23 protein-coding genes are annotated in these 22,866 nt (G+C 68.4%); 17 read left to right on the top strand and 6 right to left on the bottom strand.

Annotated elements, in window-relative coordinates:
• Positions 1 to 27: 27 nt before the first annotated feature.
• Genes KXD98_RS01540 through eccE form a run of 8 tightly spaced genes read left to right on the top strand, consistent with a single transcriptional unit; the run spans position 28 to position 7,214 of the window.
• Positions 28 to 336: a PE family protein gene (locus KXD98_RS01540; RefSeq protein WP_260761551.1), complete on the top strand. Its 309-nt coding sequence runs from the start codon at positions 28 to 30 to the stop codon at positions 334 to 336.
• Positions 337 to 368: 32 nt separating this feature from the next.
• Positions 369 to 1,958, top strand: a complete 1,590-nt coding sequence (locus tag KXD98_RS01545) for a PPE family protein (protein ID WP_260765487.1) — start codon at positions 369 to 371, stop codon at positions 1,956 to 1,958.
• The gene (gene esxG / locus KXD98_RS01550) at positions 1,955 to 2,248 is read left to right on the top strand and encodes a type VII secretion system protein EsxG (protein WP_260761552.1); all 294 of its coding nucleotides are present in this window, start codon (positions 1,955 to 1,957) and stop codon (positions 2,246 to 2,248) included. The genes KXD98_RS01545 and esxG overlap by 4 nt, the downstream gene beginning before the upstream one ends.
• Before the next feature lie 32 nt (positions 2,249 to 2,280).
• A complete protein-coding gene (locus tag KXD98_RS01555; RefSeq protein ID WP_260761553.1) occupies positions 2,281 to 2,568 on the top strand; it encodes a WXG100 family type VII secretion target in 288 nt (95 codons plus the stop codon).
• 9 nt (positions 2,569 to 2,577) lie between these two features.
• Positions 2,578 to 3,459 (top strand): ESX secretion-associated protein EspG, encoded by an 882-nt coding sequence (locus tag KXD98_RS01560; protein ID WP_260761554.1) that lies wholly within the window; start codon positions 2,578 to 2,580, stop codon positions 3,457 to 3,459.
• Positions 3,441 to 4,883, top strand: a complete 1,443-nt coding sequence (eccD, locus tag KXD98_RS01565) for a type VII secretion integral membrane protein EccD (protein WP_313901260.1) — start codon at positions 3,441 to 3,443, stop codon at positions 4,881 to 4,883. The genes KXD98_RS01560 and eccD overlap by 19 nt, the downstream gene beginning before the upstream one ends.
• The gene (gene mycP, locus KXD98_RS01570; RefSeq protein WP_260761555.1) at positions 4,873 to 6,303 is read left to right on the top strand and encodes a type VII secretion-associated serine protease mycosin; all 1,431 of its coding nucleotides are present in this window, start codon (positions 4,873 to 4,875) and stop codon (positions 6,301 to 6,303) included. Before eccD ends, mycP begins: the two co-directional genes overlap by 11 nt.
• Positions 6,300 to 7,214 carry a type VII secretion protein EccE gene (gene eccE, locus KXD98_RS01575; protein ID WP_260761556.1) on the top strand — a complete coding sequence of 305 codons (915 nt, stop codon included), beginning with the start codon at positions 6,300 to 6,302 and terminating at the stop codon, positions 7,212 to 7,214. The genes mycP and eccE overlap by 4 nt, the downstream gene beginning before the upstream one ends.
• Here eccE and KXD98_RS01580 read toward each other — a convergent pair.
• Both KXD98_RS01580 and KXD98_RS01585 read right to left on the bottom strand, forming a co-directional pair.
• Entirely contained in the window at positions 7,201 to 8,418 is a 1,218-nt protein-coding gene (locus KXD98_RS01580) for a S9 family peptidase (RefSeq protein ID WP_260761557.1), read from the bottom strand. The two genes, eccE and KXD98_RS01580, sit on opposite strands and share 14 nt — an antisense overlap.
• Positions 8,419 to 8,427: 9 nt before the next feature.
• On the bottom strand, positions 8,428 to 10,389 hold the full coding sequence (locus KXD98_RS01585) for a heavy metal translocating P-type ATPase (RefSeq protein ID WP_260761558.1): 1,962 nt from the start codon (positions 10,387 to 10,389) through the stop codon (positions 8,428 to 8,430).
• A gap of 82 nt (positions 10,390 to 10,471) precedes the next feature.
• On the opposite strand from KXD98_RS01585, the gene KXD98_RS01590 reads away from it, so the two are divergent.
• From KXD98_RS01590 to KXD98_RS01600, 3 genes are all read left to right on the top strand, one after another.
• The gene (locus KXD98_RS01590; protein WP_260761559.1) at positions 10,472 to 10,795 is read left to right on the top strand and encodes a helix-turn-helix transcriptional regulator; all 324 of its coding nucleotides are present in this window, start codon (positions 10,472 to 10,474) and stop codon (positions 10,793 to 10,795) included.
• Between the two features lies 1 nt (position 10,796).
• Complete coding sequence (locus KXD98_RS01595; RefSeq protein WP_260765489.1) at positions 10,797 to 11,564, top strand: trans-aconitate 2-methyltransferase; 768 nt, start codon at positions 10,797 to 10,799, stop codon at positions 11,562 to 11,564.
• Positions 11,565 to 12,005: 441 nt separating this feature from the next.
• Complete coding sequence (locus KXD98_RS01600; RefSeq protein WP_260761560.1) at positions 12,006 to 13,220, top strand: PE-PPE domain-containing protein; 1,215 nt, start codon at positions 12,006 to 12,008, stop codon at positions 13,218 to 13,220.
• Positions 13,221 to 13,311: 91 nt separating this feature from the next.
• Here KXD98_RS01600 and KXD98_RS01605 read toward each other — a convergent pair whose 3' ends face one another.
• Positions 13,312 to 13,794, bottom strand: a complete 483-nt coding sequence (locus KXD98_RS01605) for a hypothetical protein (RefSeq protein ID WP_260761561.1) — start codon at positions 13,792 to 13,794, stop codon at positions 13,312 to 13,314.
• 107 nt (positions 13,795 to 13,901) lie between these two features.
• Between KXD98_RS01605 and KXD98_RS01610 the strand changes: the two genes are divergently transcribed.
• Positions 13,902 to 14,510: a phosphatase PAP2 family protein gene (locus KXD98_RS01610; RefSeq protein ID WP_260765490.1), complete on the top strand. Its 609-nt coding sequence runs from the start codon at positions 13,902 to 13,904 to the stop codon at positions 14,508 to 14,510.
• On the opposite strand, the gene KXD98_RS01615 is transcribed toward KXD98_RS01610, so the two are convergent.
• Positions 14,464 to 15,957, bottom strand: coding sequence for a bifunctional phosphatase PAP2/diacylglycerol kinase family protein (locus KXD98_RS01615; RefSeq protein WP_260761562.1), 1,494 nt, complete (start codon positions 15,955 to 15,957; stop codon positions 14,464 to 14,466). The genes KXD98_RS01610 and KXD98_RS01615 overlap by 47 nt on opposite strands.
• A gap of 61 nt (positions 15,958 to 16,018) precedes the next feature.
• Between KXD98_RS01615 and KXD98_RS01620 the strand changes: the two genes are divergently transcribed.
• The 3 genes from KXD98_RS01620 to KXD98_RS01630 are packed head-to-tail and all read left to right on the top strand — an operon-like array spanning position 16,019 to position 18,133.
• On the top strand, positions 16,019 to 16,597 hold the full coding sequence (locus tag KXD98_RS01620; RefSeq protein WP_260761563.1) for a helix-turn-helix domain-containing protein: 579 nt from the start codon (positions 16,019 to 16,021) through the stop codon (positions 16,595 to 16,597).
• Positions 16,598 to 16,610: 13 nt separating this feature from the next.
• Entirely contained in the window at positions 16,611 to 17,408 is a 798-nt protein-coding gene (locus KXD98_RS01625; protein ID WP_260761564.1) for an SRPBCC domain-containing protein, read from the top strand.
• 53 nt (positions 17,409 to 17,461) lie between these two features.
• Complete coding sequence (locus KXD98_RS01630) at positions 17,462 to 18,133, top strand: L,D-transpeptidase (protein ID WP_260765492.1); 672 nt, start codon at positions 17,462 to 17,464, stop codon at positions 18,131 to 18,133.
• A gap of 5 nt (positions 18,134 to 18,138) precedes the next feature.
• Here the strand turns inward: KXD98_RS01630 and KXD98_RS01635 are convergent, their stop codons facing one another.
• The gene (locus tag KXD98_RS01635) at positions 18,139 to 18,597 is read right to left on the bottom strand and encodes a nuclear transport factor 2 family protein (protein ID WP_260761565.1); all 459 of its coding nucleotides are present in this window, start codon (positions 18,595 to 18,597) and stop codon (positions 18,139 to 18,141) included.
• Positions 18,598 to 18,654: 57 nt separating this feature from the next.
• On the opposite strand from KXD98_RS01635, the gene KXD98_RS01640 reads away from it, so the two are divergent.
• Together KXD98_RS01640 and KXD98_RS01645 are read left to right on the top strand one after the other, a co-directional pair.
• On the top strand, positions 18,655 to 20,460 hold the full coding sequence (locus tag KXD98_RS01640) for an Hsp70 family protein (protein ID WP_260761566.1): 1,806 nt from the start codon (positions 18,655 to 18,657) through the stop codon (positions 20,458 to 20,460).
• 184 nt (positions 20,461 to 20,644) lie between these two features.
• Positions 20,645 to 21,559, top strand: coding sequence for an L-lactate dehydrogenase (locus tag KXD98_RS01645; RefSeq protein ID WP_260765494.1), 915 nt, complete (start codon positions 20,645 to 20,647; stop codon positions 21,557 to 21,559).
• Here KXD98_RS01645 and KXD98_RS01650 read toward each other — a convergent pair.
• The gene (locus KXD98_RS01650) at positions 21,556 to 22,806 is read right to left on the bottom strand and encodes an FAD-dependent oxidoreductase (RefSeq protein WP_260761567.1); all 1,251 of its coding nucleotides are present in this window, start codon (positions 22,804 to 22,806) and stop codon (positions 21,556 to 21,558) included. The genes KXD98_RS01645 and KXD98_RS01650 overlap by 4 nt on opposite strands.
• Between the last annotated feature and the right edge of the window lie 60 nt (positions 22,807 to 22,866).

The raw sequence follows: 22,866 nt of genomic DNA on the forward strand, positions 1-22,866 counted from the left end.
GACCAGGTTCCGAGGAGGGGAATACCGATGACGCTACGCGTGGTACCTGAAGGCCTGACAGCGGCCAGCGCGGCCGTGGAGGCGCTGGCAGCCCGGATGGCTGCAGTACATGCCGCCGCGGCACCGGCGGTGACCGCGGTGGTCCCGCCGGCCGCCGACGCGGTGTCACTGCAGACCGCCGCGGGCTTCAGCGCCGCCGGCGCCGAGCACCAGATGGTGGCCGCGCAGGGAGTGACCGAGCTGGGTCGCTCCGGAGTGGGCGTCGGTGAGTCGGCCCTCAGCTACGCCAGCGGCGACGCCATGGCTGCAGCGTCGTACCTGATTGCCCGCGGCTAGTGTCTGCCCCCGTCGCTTCGCTCGCCCCGGTGATGTCGGCTCCCATCTGGATGGCGCTGCCGCCCGAGGTGCACTCGACGTTGCTCAGCAGCGGCCCTGGTCCGGGCCCACTGCTGGCTGCGGCCGCGGCCTGGCAGTCGCTGAGCGCCGAATATGCCTCGGCCGCCGCAGAGTTGACCAGCGTGCTGGCCTCCGTGCAAGCCGGGGCATGGGAGGGGCCCAGTTCGGAGCAGTACGTCGCCGCCCACACCCCCTACCTGGCGTGGCTGTCGCAGCAGAGTGCGCACAGCGCGGCGGCGGCCGCCCAGCACGAGACCGCGGCGGCGGCCTACTCGACGGCGCTGGCGATCATGCCGACGCTGCCCGAACTGGCGCTCAACCACTCCACCCGCGCGGTGCTGGTGGCAACGAATTTCCTCGGTATCAACACCATTCCGATTGCGCTGAACGAGGCCGACTACGTCCGGATGTGGATCCAGGCGGCCACCACGATGAGCACCTACCAGGCGGTGTCGGCAGCGGCGCTGGCGGCAACGCCGACGTCGATGCCGGCGCCGTTGCTGCTCGCGCCAGGGGTCGGCGAAGCGGGAACCGCTGCGGCAGATGCGATGAACGCCGCGGCCCAGATGCAAGCGGCCGAGGCCGGCAGCGCACTGAACGTCAGCAGCATCATCTCCGATCTGATGCGGGTGTATGGCGAGTTCCTGCGATTCCTGTTCGAGCCGATCTTCAACTTCCTACGGGATCCGATCGGCAACACCATCGCGTTGATCACCGATTTCCTCACCAATCCGGCCCAGGCACTGGTGGTGTGGGGACCATTCCTGCTCGCGGTGCTCTACCAGGCGGTCTCGTGGGTCGGCGCGTCGATTCTGTATCCGTCGCTGATTCTGCTGCCGTTGGTAGCCACCACGCTGGCCATCGTGCTCGGCGTCGCACAGGAAGTGCTCAAGCAACTCAACCCGCCGGAAGCCGCCGAAACCCCGGCCGAGGAACCGGCACCGGCGTCGTCGCAGGCGCCGGCGGCGCGGGCCGAGCAGCAACCCACTCCACTGGCCACCATCGCGCCGCCCGCACCGGCAGGCGCCGGCGCGGCCGCTTCCGGAACTGTCAGCGCCGGGGCGCCGCCGGCTCCGGCCTCTGCGGCTGCCGCCGCGGCGCCGCTGACGCCCTACGCGGTGGTGGGCCGTGGCCCCGACGAGGGGTTCTCACCGACCGTCGGCAGTTCGTCGAGCGCCAAAGCACCCGCGTCGGGCATCCCGGCGGCGGCATCGGGGATCGCGGCCTCCGCAGCTGAGCGCCGCAAGCGCAGACGTCGTCAGACGGACCCGATGGAGGGTCGGCAGTACGCCGACGCCTACCTCGAATACGACGACGAACCCGATCGCGATGTACCACCGCAACCCCAGCCCCGGGTCGTCGCGTCGCAGCAGGGTGCCGGACCGATGGGCTTCTCCGGCACCGTCGCTCAAGGCGACAGCGACGCCGCGGGCCTGACCACGCTGGCCGGCGACTCGTTCGGCGGTGGGCCCAAGAGCCCGATGCTGCCGTCGACGTGGGAAAGCACGCCAGAAGACTCTTCACCAGAAGAAAACCACCACAACCGAAAGGAAAACCCATGAGCCTGTTGGATGCTCACATTCCCCAGCTGGTCGCCTCAGAGAGTGCCTTCGGCGCCAAGGCGGCGCTGATGCGCAGCACCATCGCCCAGGCCGAGCAGGCGGCCCAGTCCTCGCAGGCCTTCCACATGGGTGAGTCCTCGGCGGCATTCCAGGCTGCACATGGCCGCTTCGTGGAGGCCTCGGCGAAGATCAACGCGTTGCTCGACCTGGCGCAGGCCAACATCGGCGACGCCGCCGGGGCCTACGTGGCCGAGGACGCCGCCGCCGCCAGCACCTACACCGCCATCTGACCCGGCACCACCTCCGGAAAGGGAAGATCTCGATGTCTCAGATCATGTACAACTACCCGGCGATGCTCGGACACGCCGGTGAAATGTCCAGCTATGCAGGCGCTCTGCACGCCGTCGGCGCCGATGTCGCCAGCGAGCAGGCCGCCCTGCAGGGTGCCTGGCAGGGCGACACCGGTACGACCTACCAGGCCTGGCAGGCGCAGTGGAACACCGCGCTGGAGGAACTGGTGCGGGCCTACCGTGCGATGGCCAACACCCACGAGATGAACACCACCTCGATGGCCGCGCGTGACCAGGCCCAGGGTGCCAAGTGGGGCTGACCGGATCCCGTGCGGGCTAACGCTGTCGAGCTCAGCGCGCAGGCCGCCTGGTTCCTCGCCGAGACCCTCGGTGCCGGGTCGTTCCCCTGGGTGCTGGCGATCACCCCGCCCTACTCCGAGCACGCTCAGCGCGCAGAGTTCGAGGCTGCGCAAACCGAGCGCCTGACCCGGATGGGTGTCCTGGACTCCGATGGCGGGGTCGATGTGGCGGTCGCCGGGTGGATCCGGTCGGTGTGCCGGCCCGCGCAGTGGTTGGAGCTGCGATTCGTCGGTCCGGACGATTCGCTGTTGCGGGGGTTGGTGGCCCGCAACGGCAACGGGACCGTCGTGGCGTTGCGCAGCGCCGACCTGGTGACGTTCACCGCGATGGATATTGACCATCCGCAGGCGCTGGTGCCGGTGTTGACGGTCGGCCTGTCCGGTCGGGCACCGGCGCGATTCGACGAGTTCGCGTTGCCTGCGCGCACCGGCGCCAAAGTCGACGAACAGATCCGCAACGGAGCCTCGGTCCGCGACATGCTCGACTATCTCGGTATTCCTGCGAATGCGCGCCCTGTGGTGGTGGCCGCGTTCGAGGAGCCGCGCACCTACGTCGAGATCGTGGCCGGAGCGCACCGCGACGGACACCGGGTCAGCACCGATGTCGGGGTCAGCGTCGTCGATACCACGCTGGGCCGGGTGCTGGTCAGCCCGACCAAAGCTGCGGACGGGGAATGGATTTCCAGCTTCGGCCCGGGCACTGCGCTGGCCATTGCCGCAGCCGTCGAACGCCTCTGCGCGGCGCTGCCCGACGGCCCGTGGTTCCCCGATCAGGCAGTGACCACAGACTTCGACGTATCCACCGCCGAGACAAGACGGCAGAAAGAAGAACAATGTCAGAGCACGCTGTAGCGACCAACAACGCGGTGATGCCGATCGTGCGCGTCGCCGTACTCACCGCTGCGGTGGGTGACGAAGACACGGGGCGGTTGACCGAGATCGCGCTACCCGCCGAACTACCGCTGCGCGAGATCATCCCGGCAGTCCAGCGCATCGTTTCCCCCTCCGACGCCGTGGCCGACACCAGCGAGGTGGTGAGCCTGGCCCCGGTCGGCGGCGCCCCGTTCAGCCTGGACGCGACGCTGGCCACCGTCGGTGTCGTCGACGGAGATCTGCTGGCGCTGCAGGCCGTGCCGGTGGGACCGCCCGCGCCGCGCATCGTCGAGGACATCGCCGACGCCGCCATGATCTTCTCGAAGGCGCGGGAGAAGCCTTGGGGTCCTGCGCAGATCCAGCGCGGCGCGACCCTGGCTGTCCTCGCGCTGATCGTGGTGGGAAGCACGCTGTCGGTGGCACACCGCGTCGTGACCGGCGAAACGTTGGGGTTGGTGGTCGTTTCGGCGACCGCGGTGCTCAGCGTGCTGGGTGCACTGCTGGCCCGACCCGTCTCGGCGCGGCTGGCGACCTCGCTGGCCGTGACCGCGCTGCTGCCGGTGGCCGCTGCGTTCGCGCTCGCGGTACCCGGCCAGTTCGGGGCCTCCCATGTGGTGCTCTCGGCCGCCGGTGTGGCTGCCTGGTCGATCATCAGCGTCATCGTCGGTGAGCGGGCCATCGCGCTGTTCACCGCTACAGCCACGGCCGCTTTGGGCGTCATGGTGGCCGCCGGCGCGGCTGCGCTGTGGACGGTGACCCCGCTGGCGCTGGGCTGCGGACTGATCCTGTTCGGATTGCTGGTTACCGTTGCCGCAGCGCAGCTGTCGGCAACATGTGCGCGTCTGCCGGTTCCGGTGATTCCAGCTCCCGGCGATCCTGCACCGTCCGCGCAGCCGCTTCGGGTCCTCGAGGACCTGCCGCGACGGGTGCAGGCGACCGATTCCCACCAGATCGGCTTCATCGCCGCCGGCGTACTGCTGGGTGTGACGGGTTCGGTGGCGCTGCTGTGGCCTGCCTTCGGCGACGGTGCCGCAGTGTCGCGGTGGTCCTGGTATCTGGTGGTTGCCGTGGCCCTGGGGGCCGCGCTGCGCGCCCGCGTGTGGGATTCCGCGGCGTGCAAGGCGTGGCTACTCGGCCACCCGGTGCTGGTGACGACCGTGCTGCTGGCGTTCTTCGCCGCGACCGGTCACTATGCGGCGGCCTGGATCGGGCTGGGCGTGCTGGCGGCAGTGACCATCGCCTGGGTGGTCGTGGCGTTGAACCCGCGCATCGCCGAACCGGAGAGTTACTCGCTGCCGATGCGGCGGATGCTCGGCTTCCTGGCCAATGCACTCGACGCCTCGATCATTCCGGTGATGGCCTATGTGGTGGGTATTTTCACGTGGGTTCTCAATGGGTTCTGAGGCTTCTGAGGCTTCGGGCACTGCCGGCGGGCCGGTGATCCGGCGGATCGGTGCAGCCGCTGCGGTCGCGGTGCTGGGGTTGGCTTTCGCCGGCACGAGCGCCGGTGCCCTCACCCCACCGCAGGTCGATCCGGCGGTGCCGCCGCCGGCCGGGACTGCCGGTCCGGTGGCACCGATGAGCCAGCGCAGTGCGTGTGTCAGCAGCGGGGTGGTGGCCGGGACCGACCCCGCGCTGGCGAACCCGAACCAGTCCTCGCTACGACTGTCGGAGGCCTGGCGGCACAGCCGCGGGGAAGGGCAGTTGGTGGCCGTCATCGACACCGGCGTGACGCCCGGGCCACGGTTGCCCAACGTCGAGGCCGGGGGTGACTTCGTGGAGGCGGCTGACGGTCTGACCGACTGCGACGGCCATGGCACCCTGGTCGCCGGGTTGATCGCCGGCCAGCCTGGCGACGACGCGTTCTCCGGCGTGGCACCCGCGGCGCGTATCCTCGCGATTCGGCAGACCTCACAGCACTATTCGCCCCGCAGTCCCGGTGCGGACCCCGCTGCGGCGCGGGCCACCATCGAGGTACAGGCGCTGGCCCGCGCGGTGGTGCGGGCAGCCGACGCCGGAGCGCGGGTCATCGCGATCCCGACCGCCATCTGCCTGTCGAGCAACCGCACCGTCGACCAGAGCGCACTGGGTTCGGCACTGCGTTATGCCGCGGTGGACCGCGACGCCGTCATCATCGCCGCCGCCGGGGACACCACCACAGGCTCTGGCACCGGAGCGACCTGCCAGTCCAACCCGCTCACCGACCCCGCAAGGCCGGCTGACCCGCGCAACTGGGACGGCGCGACCACCATGTCGATGCCGTCGCTATGGCAGCCCTATGTGCTCTCGGTGGGCTCGCTGTCGGTGTCCGGTCGGCCGTCGCCGTCGACGATGGCCGGCCCCTGGGTGGGAATCGCGGCCCCCGGCGAGAACATCACCTCGATCGGCAACGACGCAACCCGAGGTCTGGCCAACGGGTTGCCGGACAACGATGGCGAGTACGCACCGATCAGTGGCACCAGCTACGCGGCTGCCTATGTCGCCGGAGTTGCGGCGTTGGTGCGCAGCCGATTTCCAGATCTGACTGCCGAGCAGGTGGTGGATCGCCTCACCGGCACCGCCAACGGCGCGGCGCGCTCGCCGTCGAACCTGGTGGGCACCGGACGTGTCGACCCGGTGGCAGCGTTGACGTGGGCCGTGCCCGAGCGCGTCGAGGCCGACGAGGCCGACGAGGCCGCGGTACGGCCGGTGGCAGCCCCGCCGCCGCCACCGGAGCAGGACCCGATACCGCGTATCGTCGCCTTCGCCGGAGTCGGCGTACTGGCATCGCTGGTGCTCACCGCCGTGGTGGTGCGCACACGACGGAAGGACCCGACGTCATGATCGTCCGCCTCACCCTGGCGCTGCTGGTCGCGATCCCGGCCGCCATGGCCTACCCCTGGGAGACGACCGCGTCGCGCTGGCTGCTCGGCGCCGCGGTGGCTGTACTGCTGGTGCTCTTCGCGTGGTGGCGCGGGATGTTCGTCACCACGATGGTGGCCCGTCGTATCGCGATGTGGCGGCGGCGGGGGCGCGTCGACGGCAGCCATCGGTCCACCGAGTTCGCCACCGTGGCACTGCGCGTCACTTCCCGGGAAGCAACGCAGCTGCCGTTGGCGATGCTTGCGGGGTACGTCGACCGCTACGGCATCGCTTTCGACAAGGTCCGGATCACCAGCCGGGACGCCGCCGGTGAGCGCACGACATGGGTGAGTGTGACCTTGGGCGCGGCGGACAACCTGATCGCGCTGACGGCGCGTTCGCCGCGAATCCCCTTGCAGGACACCGTTGAACTGACTGGTCGGCGACTGGCCGATCAACTCCGTGAGCACGGCTGGGAGGTCGCGCCCGATCCCGAACCGATGGTCGTGCTGCCCGAGCGGGTCAAGGAGTCCTGGCGTGCGGTGGCCGACTCGCGGGGCCATGTCGCGGCCTACCGCATCGCTGTGGGCGCCGACCTCGGTGACACCCTGGCGGCACTGCGGGTACTCGAGGCGGCCGAGGTGTGGAGCGCTGTCGAGATCACCGGTAGCAGAACGGTTCCCGAGCTTGCTGCGGCGTGTGCCGTGCGCACCGACGAACGGCCGGGCCGGGCTGCCCCGCTGCCCGGTCTGACACCCGAACGCGGGACGCACGGACCTGCGCTGACGGCCATGAGCCCGAAATCCGACGAACGGCTGAGCGCGTCGCGGGTCGGCGCGGCCGGGCTGCTCGACCTGGGTTGGTTCACCGGTGCGGTGCTCAGCCGAACATGAACGGCGCCATGAACCGCGTCATCCGGCGCAGATAGTCCGGCTGGCTCACGTGCAGCACGTGGTTGCCCGGGAACCAGTGAAAGGCGCAGCGGTCCCAGTGCTGCCACAGCATTTCGGCCTGCTCTGGCGGTGCGAGCCGGTCGCCGAGACCGGCGATGATCAGGCGCCGTTCCCGGGCCGGTAGCGGCGCATAGTTCAGCGGCGACGAGTACATCGTCGCCTCCTCGGCCAGCGCGGTGTCGGTACCGGCGATCCACTCGCGCAGCGCCACCATCTTGTTGGCTGGGAACCACTCGTCGACGGTGCGGTCGGGAGTGACCACCGGGACATTCGGGATGACCGCGGCGATGCGGTCGTCGACGCTGGCGATCAGCGCCGAGGTGTAGCCGCCCAGCGACATGCCGGTCAGGGCAAGGCGATCCACTCCGGTGAACTCGAGATAGTCCAGCAGCGAGCGGAAATCGTGCACCGCCTGTGCCATCGCCTCGCAGAATCCGGCGAATCCGTGCGCGAAGTAACCGTGACCGGAGAACGGCGAGTACTTCTCGGCGCGCCGACCGTGGAACGGCAGGGTGTAGAGCAGCACATCGTAGCCAGACCGATAGAACCAGGGCAGCGAGAAGAACAGGCCGTTGAACAGATAGGCCGACCCCATGAAGCCGTGGATCAGGCACAGGGTGGGACGTGGGCCGTCATCGTGACGCCAGTGCTGGGCATGGACGACGTTGTTGCGGACGAAGCTCGCAGACCGCTCACGCAGCGCCGGATTGACCGCCTGGAAACTGCTCTGGAAGCGGATGTTGTGCACGTTGCCGTGGGCAATCCACTCCGCGACCGGGTTGGCCGGCCGGGAGAACACCCGCGGAGGGTCGACCGGCGCGGGGAACGCCCGCTCGGGATCTTTGGCTGCGGCCAGCCCGGCGTAGAACTGCAGGTGCTCCCGCTCGGCGCGGGCCTGCGAGCGGTTCAGCGCGGTGAGCACCGAGGGCACCATCGTGACCGACAGCAGCGACGCGATCGAGGTCCGCAGCGCCAGATCGGCCAGCGCCGAGGAGTCCACGATGGCGCGCTGGCGCACGGTGAGATCTACCCGGCGGGGCAACCCGCGTGGACCCGCCTCCGCCCCGGCAACGTCCGGGACGGGCAGGGGAGGTGCGTCGGGGATGTGCTGGGGCACCTCTTCGGGCACCAGATCAGGCTCCACCCCGCGATGCTAACGCGACGGGCCGGGCCAGGCGGCGTTGCGCAGCAGTCGCAATCCGTTGAGAGCCACCAGGATGGTGGATCCTTCGTGCCCGGCCACGCCGAGAGGAAGCGGTAGATGCCCGACCAGATCCCAGGTCACCAACACGACGATGAAGCTGGCTGCGATGACAAGGTTGGCCATGACCAGGCGGCGGGCTCGTTGGGCCAGCGCGACAGCCGCCGGCAATGTCGAGAGGTCGTCGCGGATGATCACGGCATCGGCGGTGTCGAGCGTCAGATCCGAACCGGTGCGGCCCATCGCCACGGCGACGTGTGCGGCGGCCATCGCCGGTGCGTCGTTGACCCCGTCGCCGACCACCATCACCTTCGCGCCACCGGATTGCAGTTCGCGAACCGCGGCCACCTTGTCCTGGGGGAGTAGGCCCGCCTTGACCTGCTCGATCCCGACAGCGTCGGCCAGTTGCCGCGCCGATGCTGCGTTGTCACCGGTCAGCAGCAGCGGAGTGCGGCCGGTCAGAGCGGCCAGCCGGGAAACCGCGTCGGCCGACTCGTCGCGCACCCGGTCGGACAATCCGAGCACCCCGACAACCTGATCGTCGACGCGCACCACCGCAGTGGTGTCGCCGGCACGAATGACCTCGTCGACCAGTGTCCGCGCGGAGGCGCCGGGATCGCCGAGGGCTTCATCGCCGACGGTTCGGGGAACGCCGACCTCGACGCGATGATCACCGACCTGTCCCCGGACTCCGCGGCCGGGGACCGATGCGAACGCGGTCACCCGCGGAATGGGCAGTCCGTCGGCGCGGGCAGCGGCGACGACGGCGGCGGCCAACGGATGCTCTGAGGGCGTCTCGACCGCGGCTGCCAGCGCCAGCACCTGCGACGGCGTCCACGGTGAGGCCGCCACCCGAACCTGAGTGACGCGCGGCTGGCCCTGGGTCAGGGTGCCTGTCTTGTCGACCGCGACATGGGTGACCGTACCGAGTTTCTCCAGTGCCACAGCGGATTTCACCAGCACGCCGTGGCGGCTCGCATTGGCGATCGAGGCCAACAGCGGCGGCATGGTCGAGAGCACCAGCGCGCACGGCGACGCGACGATCATGAATGTCATGGCGCGCAACAGCGCGGACTGGACGTCGGCGCCGAGCATGAGCGGAACGCTGAACAGCGCGACCGTCGCCCCGACCATGCCCACCGAGTAGCGCTGCTCCACCTTCTCGATGAACAGCTGCAGTTTGGCCTTGCTGGCACTGGCCTCTTCGACCATCGCGACGATGCGCGCGATCACGGTCTCCGCGGCGGGCATCTCCACGCGCACGGTCAGCGTGCCGGTGCCGTTGACCGTGCCGGCGAACACCTGGTCGCCTGGTCGTTTGTCGACCGGCAGCGGCTCCCCGGTGATGGTGGCCTGATCGACGTCGCTGGCTCCGTCGGTCACGACGCCGTCGCCGCCGATACGCTCCCCGGGTCGGATGATCAGGATGTCGCCGACCACGAGATCGCCGGCGTCGATCACCTCTTCCCCGGATTCGGTCAGCCGGGTCGCGGTCTCCGGCGCCAGGTCGAGCAATCCGCGCACCGAGTCTTCGGTCCGTTTGGTCGCCCACGCCTCCAGAGCGCCCGACGTGGCGAAGATGACGATGAGCAGGGCACCGTCGAAGACCTGCCCGATCGCGGCGGCACCGGCAGCGGCGGCGACCATCAGCAGGTCGACATCCAATCGCCGCTGACCCAGCGCGACCAGGCCGGATCGGGCGGGTTCCCACCCTCCGCTGAGATAGCAGGCCAGGTAGAACCCCCACTGGAGCCACCCGGCGCCGTCGGCCAACTGGGTGATCAGTCCGAGCACGAAGAACAACAGGGCCAATGCCGCCCAGCGGACCTCACCGACGGCCCACAGATCCGTCCCGCGGCGGGGAGCGCGGGTGACGGTGCCAGGCGGGCGGAGCGCGGCAGGAGAGGTTGTCATAGCGGCCACTTTATCTTCATATACGTGCATATAAGCAATCAGCAAGACTGCTGATCATCGATATCTGGAGTAAACTGCGGCCATGCACACGTCGCTTGCCGGGTTCGCGATGCCCAGTGAGGAGCAGGTGGCGCATGCCGCCGAGGCGTTCCGCATGCTCAGCGATCCGACCCGGATCAAGGTCCTGTGGGCGTTGCTGCAGGGCGAGACGTCAGTGGCCTGTCTGGCCGAACTCGCCGGTGTCGCGCCCGCGGTGGTCAGTCAGCACCTGGCCAAGCTGCGGTTGGCGGGTCTGGTCAAGGGGCGGCGCGAGGGCACGTTCGTGTACTACTCGCCGGCTGACGAGGACGTCTTGCGCGTATTGAGCCAGGCCTTGTTCGGCACCGCCGAGCATGTCGCACACTGAGGTGTGGGACCCCGACAGTTACCTCGCTTTCGTTGACCAACGTGGTCGACCCTTCGTTGATCTGCTGTCCCGGGTCGGCGCACGGGATCCGCGGCGGGTCGTCGATCTGGGCTGTGGCCCAGGCAATGTGACGCTGACATTGACTCGGCGATGGCCGGAGACCACGATCGAGGCGTGGGACTCCTCGCCGCAGATGGTGGCCGCGGCTCGCGACCGAGGCCTGCACGCACATCTCGGTGACCTTCGGGAGTGGACGCCCAAGCCCGACACCGACGTGGTGATCAGTAACGCGACACTGCACTGGGTGCCCGAGCACCCCGCGCTGCTCGCGCGCTGGGCCGGTCAGCTGGGAAACCGGGCTTGGCTGGCGGTCCAGGTTCCCGGAAACTTCGATGCCCCTTCGCATCAGAGCGTCCGTGAGGTGGCGGCGCGGCCCCGCTGGTCAAAGCTGTTGGCCCCGTTTGCCGTTCTGCCCGACGATGCGGTCCTCTCGGCAGCCGGCTATGCGGCGTCGCTGATCGATGTGGGCTGTGAGGTGGATGCCTGGGAGACCACCTACATTCACCAACTCACCGGACCGGATGCGGTGCTGGAGTGGATCACCGGCTCGGCACTACGGCCGATCCGCGACAGCCTCGATGACCAGGATTGGGATCGCTTTCGCCGCGAACTGGCCCCGCTGCTGAGGCGGGCCTACCCGCGGCGGGCAGACGGAACAACGTTGTTCTCGTTCCGGCGGGTGTTCGTGGTGGCGCAGGTGGTGCGCTGAGGAGCCGTTCGCACAGCGAAGGCGCGACAGGAACCGGGGTGAACCGGTCGGCAAGGGACTTTATTCCCAATATTTGCACTTCAGTGGTTGCAGTCCTTTTCAATGACGTTGTAGAGATAGCTGATGATGGATATCGGCAACATCTATCGCGATCACAACGCCGATCGCAGGTCATGTCAATGGACGGGCCAAGGCTGCAGTTATAGCGCTGTAACACAATGTATTTGCACACCACACCTCTTGGGCACGGTGTGGTGACTGAAACGCGCAGCGAACCAATGTGCACTGGTAACGAGGCTCCAGCTATCAAAGATTCGTTTGCCATAAAGAGAATTAAGAGAACAATAAAAGTTTTGCTAGACGAGCATGTTCGGCAACTTTAATCTGTGTGTACGCCGAAATCGGCACATCCAACACCACCAAAAATCCTGGGGGATATCTGTGAACACAACCCTGCGCAAAGCCGGCATCGTCTGCGGCGCGGCCGTAGCCTCAGTCGCCGTCGCGCTCTCGACCGCCACCTCTGGCGGGGCGGTCAGCTCTGCGCTCATCATCGGCGGGATCGGCCAGCCGACAATGCCCGACCTGTTGATGGCCCCGTTGCTCGGCGGCGCCTTCAAGGGCCAGGAACGAATCAACGTGCCGTGGCCGGCTCAGGCTGCGCCGTACACCAGCCGCACCGGCAAGTCATTGGGTGCATCGGTCGATGAGGGCCGCGCCAACCTGCATGCGGCGATCAAGGCGGCGCTGGCGAATCTGAGCCGGGATGCCGACGGCAACGTGCTCAACGGTGAAAAGGTCACCGTGATCGGGCTTTCCGGCGGTGCGCTGGTGGTCAATGAGGTTCTGCGGGAGTTGTCGACTGAACTGAACGCGCCCAGCCGGGAGCACATCACCTTCGTGGTGGTGGCCGATTCCAGCCGGCAGAAGATCATCGACCAGGCCAAGCGCAACGCGAAGCTGGACTATACGTATCAGCCGGCACCGGCCACGTCCTACGACGTGGTAGTGGTCACCGGAGAGTACGACGGGATGTCGGACTTCCCGGACCGCCCGTTCAACTTCCTGGCGATCGTCAACGCGATGGCGGGTGCGATCGTCATGCACGCGCCCTCGGCGCTGACCGATCTGTCCAAGGTCCCGGCCAAGAACATCACCGTCGAGACCAACGCCCGGGGCGGCACCACCACGCACTACCTGGTGCCCGCCGCGCGGCTGCCCCTGGTGATGTTGATGCCGTCGCTGGCGCCCCGGGAGGCCGAACTCAAGGCCAAGATCGACAAGGGCTACAGCCGAAACGACGTCAAGCCGGTCAGCGAGACCCGGGGTGCGGTTTCGCAGATCCCCGCCAGCGTCGCACAGACCCTGGCGGCCCAGGAGGTCGCGCCGGTGTCGGAGACGGTGTCGGACGTGGTGTCGGACACCAAGCAGGCGAAGGCCCAAGCCCAAGCTGAAGCTCGGGCCGAGACCGAGGCCGACGCCGTCAAGGCAGAGATCAAGGCCGAGATCAACGCCGAAGCCTCGGCAGCAGCCAGGCAGCAGGCCAAGGACGAGGCGAAAACCGAAGCGGCCGGCAGCGACGACCGGTCGTCGACGCCGGCGCAATCCTCGTCGCAGAACGTCGGGTCGCCCGACTCAACGGAATCCTCGGAGTAATCCTCCAGGTACTCCGGGCGACCGCAGAGGGGGTCCACCCGCGCCCGAAACCCCGGCTTCATGCCGGGGTTTCGTGGTGTCTGCGCGCTGATTACGGGTTGTAGGGCACCCCGACCGCGAGGAAGACGAACTCCGGCGGCACGTCGTAGGCCAGCGACCGCAGCGGCAGCCGGGACAACACCTCATCGGAGATCGGATGCTTGTAGTGCAACGAGAGCTCTCCCGAACAACGCGCGTCGATGGCGGCGACATCAGCGGTCAGCGTCAATCCGTCCTCGGACAGTTCGGCTTTCACCGCACCGGCCTGGGGGGCGTCCCAGCGCAGGTCGATGGTGCGCCCGGCCAACTTCGGCACGGTCGACAGCGTCGCCAGCACCCGTTGGTTGGTCAGCACCAGCGAACCGACATAACTGGCAATACTGCCGCCCGAGCGCAGACCCGGCACCGCTCCGCGGAACCGCCGGGTGACCGCGACGTACTCGGCGGAAACCAGGATGCCTTCGGCCTCGACTTCATCGCGCAACTCGCGCGGGAGCTTGCCGATCCCGAACAGTTTCCGAAGGAACACGGCCATCCCAGCACGGTAGCTCAGGTACAGCTGGAAGGGTGAAGACCCAGGGGCGCCCTGCGGCCGTCGCCGCGGTAGTCGCCGCGGTAGTCGCCGTGGCCGGCTATCTGCTGATGTGGCTCGGTTACGCCGGCCATTGGGCTTGGTTGATGTCTTTCGATGCCTGGGCACTGGATGTGGCGCACCGCGTCGGCGCCGCTCACCCGGCGTGGGTGACCGCCTGGGATGTGTACTGCACGGTGTTCGGGCCCACCGTCTTCCGCGTGGTGACGCTGGTCGTCATCGTCGTCGCGCTGGCCCGGCGCAATGTGGCGCTGGCTCTGTTCCTGGTGGTCAGCGTCGAGCTCAGCGGACTGATCACCGAGATCGCCAAGTATGCGGCCGACCGACCCCGGCCCGACACCGCGTTCGTGGCGGCGCACTCCACGTCGTTCCCGTCCGGGCACGCACTGGGTGTGATGGTCGCGGTGTGCGCCCTGCTGGTCGTGGTCCTGCCGCTGCTGGGCGGTCGCTGGCGCGGCGTGGTCGTGGTGTGCGGCGGCGTCCTGGTCGTGACGATCGGACTCGGCCGCGTGGTGCTCAACGTGCACCATCCGTCGGACGTCCTGGCCGGTTGGGCTCTGGGCTTCGCGTACTTTCTGTTGTGCCTGCGGCTGGTGCCGCCGAGACGACCTCTTACGGAAGCGGACGAAACACCGGCAGTACCCGATACTGCGCGCTGAAGCTGGCCTCGGCGACCTCGGTGCCCACCTCTCCGTCGAGCGCCAGCACCGTGGGGCCGTCCACCGCGCGGAACGCGAACTGCGGCACCCGCATCTCGTGGTAGAGCGGGCTGCGTGGCAGCCGCCCCAGCGCCACTGCCGTCATGATCCGCAACCTGGCCAGCCGGCGACCGGTTTCCAGGATTCGCACGTCGATCAGGCCGTCATCCATCTTGGTGCGGCGCGACGGCGCAAAGCCCGACGGCAGGTAAGCGCAGTTACCCAGAAAGAACAGCGAGGTCTGCAGGGTCTTGTTGTCGTAGCAGATCCGCACCGGTTCGCCCCGGCGCAACGTGTGAAACATCGCGTAGATGCCGGCCAATGGTTTGCCGATCTTGTGCTCGAGCTTCTCCCGGGTCTGCACGAACCGCGGGTAGGCCCCGATGCTGGCCGTGTTGACCACCATCTGCTTCTCGTTCATACACACCATGTCCACCTTGGCCACCGAGCCCTGCTGGATCGCTGCCACGGTCTTGGCTGCGGTGTCGCAACCGATGTCCTTGGCGAAGTGGTTGAACGTGCCTGCCGGGAACACCGCCAACGGCACGCCTGCGTCCAGGGCGATCCCCGCTGCGGCCGCGACCGTCCCGTCCCCACCACCGACGGCCAGCACCTGCGCGCGCGCGGCCGCGGCCCCCATCACCTCGGCCACATCGTCGTCCTCGCCGATCTCGACGATCTCAGCCTGCGGCAACGCTGCGCGGACCTCGTCGACGACGCGCGCGCCGGTTCCGCTGCCCGAAGCCGGGTTGATGACGAGCACGACGCCGGCGCCGTCCGGGCGGGCCGGGGTGTCCACCCGCAGCGGGTCGGCGGTCGGGAGCTGGGGTTCGGCGATCGGCGGGATGACCCGCGCACCCAGCACCGCAAGGCCCGCGCCGATCCCGAAACCGGCCAGCACATCACCGGGGTAGTGCGCTCCGGTGGCCACCCGGGAGATCCCGACCAAGCCGGCCAGCAACGACAGACCCAGGCCCACCGGGGGATTCTCCAACCCCACGCCGACGGCGAACGCCGCGGCGCTGGCCGAGTGTCCGGACGGCAGCGAGTTCGATGTGGGATGGCGGCGACCGCGCCGAGCCAGCGGCACCAGCACCCAGTCCGGTCGCTCTCGGCGCCACACTCGCTTGGCGACCTGGTTGGTCAGCAGGCTGGTCACCGCCAGCGTCGCCACGCCCCGCATCGCACCGCGCTTGGTGGACGCATTTCCTAGGGTCGCGAGCGCGGCAGCGATGGCGAACCACAGCTTGGAATGGTCGGCTGCGCTGGTCAGTCGCGGCATCACGGCGTCGAACAGCGGGCTCGGCGACTCGGCGATGGCTTCGAACACCTCGCGGTCCAGCGTGCCGAGGCCCTTGCCGATCTGGCGCATTCCCTGCCGGCGTGTTCGCCCAGGCACAAGATCCATGACGCCAACCTAGCCGAGCGGCTCCCTTGACAAAATTATTTGTCAAGGCCACGATCAACCCATGCTCGATGTGGAGGTGATCGCCGAACCGGCTGCGGCGGTCAGCGCCCTCGACCCGCTGCGCAGCCGGCTGCTGGCCGAGCTGACTGAGCCTGCGTCCGCGGCCACTCTGGCCTCGCGGCTGGGTGTCACGAGACAGAAGGTGAACTACCACCTACGCGCGCTCGAAGAGCACCGCCTCGTCACCACCGCCGGCCAACGTGCGTGGGGCGGGCTCACCGAACGCCTGCTCGTGGCTACGGCGTCCTCCTACGTCGTGTCGCCTGGTGCGTTGGGGCCGATCGCGACCGACCCGGACAAAGCAGCTGACCGGCTCTCGGCGAGCTACCTGATCGCGGTGGCGGCCCGCACCGTCACTGAGGTCGGCGAACTCTGGCGTGCCGCTCGCGACCGACGTAAACGGCTCGCCACGCTGACCCTTGACACTGCGGTCACCTTCCGCTCGGCCGCCGACCGCGCCGCGTTCACCGAGGAACTCGCTGAGGCCGTCACTGCGCTGGTGGCCCGCTATCACGACCAGACCGACCCCCGCGGCCGCGCACACCGGGTGGTGCTGACCGCGTATCCGATGCCTGCGTAGAAGGGACGTGACGATGGCGCTGAAGAAGGACGGCGACGGCCGCCGATGGGTCGAGATGGAGTTCCCGGTCCCCGGCACGCCCGAGCAGGTGTGGCAGGCGATTGCCACCGGCCCCGGCATGACTGCCTGGTTCACCCACACCGCCGTCGATGAGAAAGTCGGTGGCGCAGTCGAATTCGACTTCGGTGATGGTTCGGCCAGCACGGGGATCGTCACCTGCTGGCAACCGCCCGAACGGTTCTGCTACGAGGAGCACGGATGGAGCGGCGATGCGCCCCCCGTGGCGACCGAGGTCGTGGTGATCAGTCGCACGGGCGACCGGTGCGTCGTGCGCATGGTGCACAGCCTGTTCACCGACCGCGACGACTGGGACGACGAACTCGAGAGCTTCGAGTCGGGCTGGCCCGGCTTCTTCGAGGTACTGCGGATCTATCTGACCGACTTCTCGGGACAACCCGCAGCCAGCATGCAGGCGATGGTCACCCGGACGGAGGACATCAGCCAGGCGTGGTCGACGCTGACGACGGCTCTCGGCCTGGCGAGCCGCGACGTCGGGGACCGGTGCCGCACGACCGGGGACGCGCCGAGGTGGTCCGGGGTCGTGGCGCGCGTCCACCAAGACGTGCGCAGTCGCGAACTGATGCTACGGCTCGACGAGCCGTGCCCGGGCGTCTCCGTCATTGGCGCCTGCGGCTCAGATGAAACGGCGCGCGTGATGGTCAGCAACTACTTCTACGGGCCGGCGGCATCCGCGACCGCCGTTGCCCAACAAGCAGCGTGGACGGACTGGCTGCGGGCATTCGCGACCTGATTGTGTCCGAAACTTGACTGGCCGTGGTGCGCAACCAGTCGACGATGGACGGCATGCGCCGACTGGTGGTAGTGCTGTGCGCTGCGGCAGTCTGGGCAGCGGTGGTGCTGGTGGGCGCACCTCCAGCCGTCGGCGGGTTCACGCCGTGGTTCGCTCCATCCGTCGGGGCAGCGACCCAGGTGCTCTCGGTGACCGGCACCGGTGTCTCCGACGCCAAGCTCGACGTCTGGCAGCGCACCGGTTCCGGGTGGCAGCCGGTCACCGGCGGAATCGGAATCCCGGCCAAGATCGGCGCAAAAGGTATGTCGCCCAACCACTTCGATGGATCCATGATGACCCCGAAAGGGATCTACACGCTGGACTTCGCGTTCGGGACCGAACCGAATCCCGGTGGTGGGCTGCGCTACGTCCAGGTCGGATCCGACCACTGGTGGGACGGCGACATGAACAGCCCCACGTACAACACGATGCAGGTCTGCAAACGCGACCAGTGTCGCTTCAACACCTCGCTGAGTTCGGGGACCGAGAATCTGAACATCCCGCAGTACGCCCATGCGGTGGTGATGGGCGTCAACAAGGCGCGCATCCCCGGCAAGGGCGGAGCGTTCTTCGTGCACAGCACTGACGGTGGTCCCACCGCGGGCTGCGTGGCCATCGACGACGCGACCCTGGTCACGATCATGCGCTGGCTACGGCCCGGAGCGCTGATCGCGATCACCGAGTAGCGGTGCTACTTGTGGATCGCGCGACCGGCTTTGACCTTGAAGTTCAATGCCTCCAACGACATCGACGCGTCGTAGGTGCGGTCGTAGCCGGTTTCGCTGATCTTCCAGCCGTCCGCGGTGCGCCGGTAACGATCGTGGTAGAACCCGGCGCCGATCAACATGAAGTTGAAATCCGGGGCGATCACCCGGTCCTGCAGGTACCAGATGGCTGTCGCCTCGTCGCCGTCGACGGTGATCTCCGGATGATTGACCCGGTGTTCGGTGAGGATCTCGGGTCCCAGGGAGTTGCGCATGAAGCCGACGAGCTCGTCGCGGGTGTTGAAGTGGTGTTCCTCGCCGATCGACTCGCCGTAGCGGCCCACCACATCCTCGGTCAGCGTGTCGGCGAACTCGTCCCAGTTCTTGGTGTCGAGTGCGCGCAGATACCGGTACTTGACCTGCTTGATTTCGTCGATGTCGCCCATGGCGCAAGAGTGTCTCATGCACCCTGCCGGTCCTGACGGTCTATCGTGGCGCAAGTCATGAGCGATGCGTTGGGAATGTCCGTCGGGACCACCAACCTCGTCGCCGCCGGTGTCGGTCGTGTCCCGGTGATCCGGCGTGCGGTGGTCACCCTGTTCGGTCATGCAGCCCCGCAGGTCGGTGTGCCTGTCGACCCCGAAGGCCTGACACTGGCCGGATTCGTCGAACGTGTCGGTGATCGGGTGCCGTTGGTTGCCGGCGACGGTTCCAGCTACCCCGCCGAGCAGCTCCTGGTCGAGGCGCTGGAGACAATGGCCGCGCTGGCCCTGCCCGACGCGCCGAGCGACGTCGCGATCGCAGTGCCGGCCTACTGGCCTGCGGCGACCACGGCTGCGTTGCGGACCGCGCTGGGCGCCAGCACCCTGCTCGCGCCCAACGGGACACCGCCCCGGCTGGTCCCCGACGCCATGGCCACGCTGACCTCGTTGAATGCTGACCCGGGGCTGAACCGCGGCGGAGTGGTGGCCCTCATCGACGTCGGCGGCAGCGGCACGAGCATCTCGCTGGCCGACGCGGGCGCGGCGTTCGCTCCGGTCGGGGAGGTTCTGCGGTTCGGTGATCTGGCCGGTGATCAGGTCGACCAGGATCTGTTGGCGCTGATCCTGGACAAGGCCGGAGCGGGGGACGCCGAGCAGACGGCTGCGGTCTCCTCGCTGGCACGGTTGCGCGACGAATGCCGATCGGCCAAGGAGCGTCTGTCCAGCCAGGAGATCACCGCGGTGCCGGTGGAGACCGCCGGCCGGCGGACCGAAATCGAGGTCAGCCGTACCGAGTTGGAAAGCCTCATCGCGCCTGCGCTGGAGGGCCTGCTCGGCGCGTTGGAGACCGCGATGTCACGCGCCGGGGTCGCCGGGAACCAGGTGTCGTCGGTCGTGCTGGCCGGCGGCGGCGCGGCGATCCCGCTGCTGACCCGCGAGCTGGCCGGATGGTCGCGTCCAGACCAGGCCGTGTTGACCACCTCGCCGCGCCCCGGTCTGGACGGAGCGGTCGGAGCGGCGCTGTTCGCGGCGTACGGACGCGCAGCCGACACCGCCACCATGATGTCGCCGGCGGCGGGCAACAGTACCCAGGCGTTGCCCCCCGCGGCGGGCAGCACCGAGGCGCTGGCCTGGTCGCAAGACGATCCCGGCGCCGAGGATGTGGTGCCTTACCAGGGCCCCAGCTCCTACCAAGCCCCCTACGACGACCCGTATGCCGACGCCGACACCTCCGGGACGGCCAACCCGTATTACGCACCGCACCTGCACGAATCGGGGTCCACGGACGACGCGGTCAAACCCTGGGAGCGGCTGCCGCTGGCGATGATGGGAATCATCGCGGTGATCGCGCTGGTCGCCGTCGGAGGCGTCGCCGTCGCGCTGACCTCGGTGGACACCTCGGGAGACGAAACGCCCAGGCCAGGCTCCAACACACTCAGCCGGGAGCTGCCACCGCCCGAACAGACCGTCACCATCACCAACGAACCGCCGCCGCCGGTGGCCCCGCCTCCCGAGGCGCCTGCCCCGCTGCCGCCTCCGCCGATCGAGACGACGCAACCCGTCACCACCGAACCGACCACCACGACAACCACCACGACTACGACGACCACCACCACAACGACAACGACCACCACGACGACAGCGCCCACCACCACCACCACAACGACCACGACGGTCCCCACCACCACGGTCCCCACCACCACGGTGCCGACCACGCCACCGACCACGCCACCGACCACCGCACCGACGAGGCCTGCGATCACGACCACGTACCTCGACGTGCCGTTCCTGCCCGACATCCCGATCCTGGTGCCCGACAACTCGTGATCACCCAGGTTTAGGGATTTCCCCGATTCCTCGGGGCCGTCGGCGACCTAACGTGTGCAAGGTCGGGTCGATCGGCTGCGGAGGGGACAGCCGATCGAACCGCACTGACTGGTCGGCACGGGATCGCTGTGGCAACAATGGTGTGGTGCCGGTACAGCGCAACACCAAGGTCTCCATCGTCGGAATGGGCAGTGTCGGAACCGCCATCGCCTACGCCTGTCTGATCAGGGGCTCGGCCGGATCGCTGGCCCTCTACGACACCAACGCCGGCAAGGTCCGCGCCGAGGTGCTCGACCTCAACCACGGCAGCCAGTTCGTGCCGCACTGCCGCATCACCGGGTCCGATGACATCGCGGTGACCGCGCATTCGGCGATTGTCGTGGTGACCGCGGGCGCCAAGCAGAAACCCGGTCAGAGCCGGCTGGACCTGGCCGCGGCGAATGTCGCGATGGCGCAGACGTTGACGCCCGCTCTGCTCGAACAATCACCCGACGCCGTGATCATCTTCGTGACCAATCCCGTCGACGTCGTCACATTCGCCGCCACCAGAGCTGTCGACGCAGCGCCCGGGCACGTCTTCGGCTCGGGCACAGTGCTGGACTCCAGCCGCTTCCGCTACCTGATCGCCCAGCGGGCCGACCTTGCCGTCGGCAACGTGCACGGCGTCATCGTCGGTGAACACGGCGACTCGGAGATCCCGCTCTGGTCGGGTGCCTCGGTCGGCGGAGTGCCCGCGGTTCAGTTCCGCCGCGACGGCGCACTGGTTTTCGACGACGAGGTACGCGCGCAGATCTCGTCCGAAGTGGTCAACGCGGCCTACGAGATCATCGCCGGCAAGGGAGCGACGAACCTGGCGATCGGGCTGTCCAGCGCGCGGATCGTCGAGGCGGTCCTCGGTGATCAGCACCGGGTGCTGCCGGTCTCGACGGTCCAAGACGGGATCTACGGCATCGAGGGCGTGGCGTTGTCGCTGCCGACTGTGGTCTCCGCACACGGTGCCGGGCGGGTCCTGGAGGTCGCGCTGGACGACACCGAACTCGCGGGGCTGCGGGCCTCGGCGGCGACACTGCGCTCGGTGCAGGAATCGTTGGGGCTCTAAGACCCGGTTTCCGGGCCTTGCGCCGGCCGCCGCCGAGCGAATTCGGGTGCGCGCTCGGGCCGGATCCCGACGCCGACGAGGTAAGCCGGGATCGTGGCCAACCACGGGAACCTGTCGACCGCCCGGATCAACCGCGTCGGCGGGCCTCCGTCGGTCTCATTGCGCACGATCGGACCGAGCAGGCGGGCATCGATCTGGCGTTGCAGACCCTGGGTGAGCGCGGTGGGCACGATGCGGCGGCGCCGCACCGCGGCCAGGTCGCGTGCGGTGCATCGCCCGCTGCGCAGCGGACCGGCCAGCCGTCGCGCCGCAGCCACGCCGTCCTGGACGGCCAGATTGATTCCGACACCGCCGGCGGGAGTCATCGCATGTGCGGCATCGCCGATGCACAGCAGCCCGTCGATATGCCAGCGGCGCAGTCGATTCAGGCGAACATCGAGGGTTTTGACCTCGTCGAGGCTGGTGACGGAGCCGACGGAATCGGCGGCCTCGGGGAGCAATTCGCTGACGTCGGCGTGAAAGGCAGCCAGCCCGCGGTCCCGCAGCCGGGTGTCGGCGCCCTTCGGAATGAGCAGCGCCACTTGTAGATAACCCTCTCGGGGGATCACGATCATCGCTCGGCCCGGGCCGATGCGGGGGAACAGGGTGTAGCTGGTGTCCTCGGGTCGTCGGGGAAGCCGAAACCACCACACGTCGAAGCCGACCGGCCATTCGCGCACCCGTAGCCCGGCATCGCGGCGGACGACCGACCAGCGGCCGTCGCAGCCCACGGTCAGATCGGCCCGCAGTTCGCCTGTGCCCTCGGGATTTTGGTAGCGCACGCCGCTGACGGAGCCGCCATCGCGCAGCAATTCGGTGACCTCGGTGTTCATCTGCAGCGAGAAGTTCGGCTCGGCTTTGCCCGCCTCGGCGAGCAGATTGAGCAGATCCCACTGCGGCACCATCGCGATGTAGGGGTGGGGCTGACGCAGCCGGGAGAAATCGACCATCGTCACCGACCGGCCGGCGATGTCGAACGTGGCCTTGTGCAGCTTGCTGTGCGGCACCGCGGCGAACTGTGGCCACAGTCCCAACTCGTCGAGCAACCGCAGCGTGGTCGGGTGCACCGTGTCACCCCGAAAATCGCGGAGGAAATCGCCGTGCTTCTCCAGCACGGTCACGTCGACTCCCGCGCGGGCCAGCAAAAGCCCGAGTACCATCCCAGCCGGGCCGCCGCCGACGATGACACACGTGGTCTTCGCGTTCACCGTGTCAACGCTAGCGGCGGCACGTGTCGCTGTACATGGACGGCCGGAACGGGTGTGCCC

This window comes from Mycobacterium sp. SMC-4 (assembly GCF_025263265.1).
Classification (GTDB): Bacteria; Actinomycetota; Actinomycetes; order Mycobacteriales; family Mycobacteriaceae; genus Mycobacterium.

Excerpts from the sequence above, each read along its gene's own strand:
- KXD98_RS01615 (WP_260761562.1), bottom strand. The coding sequence starts at position 15,957 with ATGGATCTTGTGCCTGGGCGAACACGCCGGCAGGGAATGCGCCAGATC.
- KXD98_RS01545 (WP_260765487.1), top strand. The coding sequence starts at position 369 with ATGTCGGCTCCCATCTGGATGGCGCTGCCGCCCGAGGTGCACTCGACG.
- KXD98_RS01620 (WP_260761563.1), top strand. The coding sequence starts at position 16,019 with ATGCTCGATGTGGAGGTGATCGCCGAACCGGCTGCGGCGGTCAGCGCC.
- KXD98_RS01625 (WP_260761564.1), top strand. The coding sequence starts at position 16,611 with ATGGCGCTGAAGAAGGACGGCGACGGCCGCCGATGGGTCGAGATGGAG.
- KXD98_RS01540 (WP_260761551.1), top strand. The coding sequence starts at position 28 with ATGACGCTACGCGTGGTACCTGAAGGCCTGACAGCGGCCAGCGCGGCC.
- eccD (WP_313901260.1), top strand. The coding sequence starts at position 3,441 with ATGTCAGAGCACGCTGTAGCGACCAACAACGCGGTGATGCCGATCGTG.
- KXD98_RS01640 (WP_260761566.1), top strand. The coding sequence starts at position 18,655 with ATGAGCGATGCGTTGGGAATGTCCGTCGGGACCACCAACCTCGTCGCC.
- KXD98_RS01590 (WP_260761559.1), top strand. The coding sequence starts at position 10,472 with ATGCACACGTCGCTTGCCGGGTTCGCGATGCCCAGTGAGGAGCAGGTG.
- esxG (WP_260761552.1), top strand. The coding sequence starts at position 1,955 with ATGAGCCTGTTGGATGCTCACATTCCCCAGCTGGTCGCCTCAGAGAGT.
- KXD98_RS01630 (WP_260765492.1), top strand. The coding sequence starts at position 17,462 with ATGCGCCGACTGGTGGTAGTGCTGTGCGCTGCGGCAGTCTGGGCAGCG.
- KXD98_RS01555 (WP_260761553.1), top strand. The coding sequence starts at position 2,281 with ATGTCTCAGATCATGTACAACTACCCGGCGATGCTCGGACACGCCGGT.
- eccE (WP_260761556.1), top strand. The coding sequence starts at position 6,300 with ATGATCGTCCGCCTCACCCTGGCGCTGCTGGTCGCGATCCCGGCCGCC.
- KXD98_RS01645 (WP_260765494.1), top strand. The coding sequence starts at position 20,645 with ATGGGCAGTGTCGGAACCGCCATCGCCTACGCCTGTCTGATCAGGGGC.
- KXD98_RS01610 (WP_260765490.1), top strand. The coding sequence starts at position 13,902 with ATGTGGCTCGGTTACGCCGGCCATTGGGCTTGGTTGATGTCTTTCGAT.
- KXD98_RS01635 (WP_260761565.1), bottom strand. The coding sequence starts at position 18,597 with ATGGGCGACATCGACGAAATCAAGCAGGTCAAGTACCGGTATCTGCGC.
- KXD98_RS01585 (WP_260761558.1), bottom strand. The coding sequence starts at position 10,389 with ATGACAACCTCTCCTGCCGCGCTCCGCCCGCCTGGCACCGTCACCCGC.
- mycP (WP_260761555.1), top strand. The coding sequence starts at position 4,873 with ATGGGTTCTGAGGCTTCTGAGGCTTCGGGCACTGCCGGCGGGCCGGTG.
- KXD98_RS01605 (WP_260761561.1), bottom strand. The coding sequence starts at position 13,794 with ATGGCCGTGTTCCTTCGGAAACTGTTCGGGATCGGCAAGCTCCCGCGC.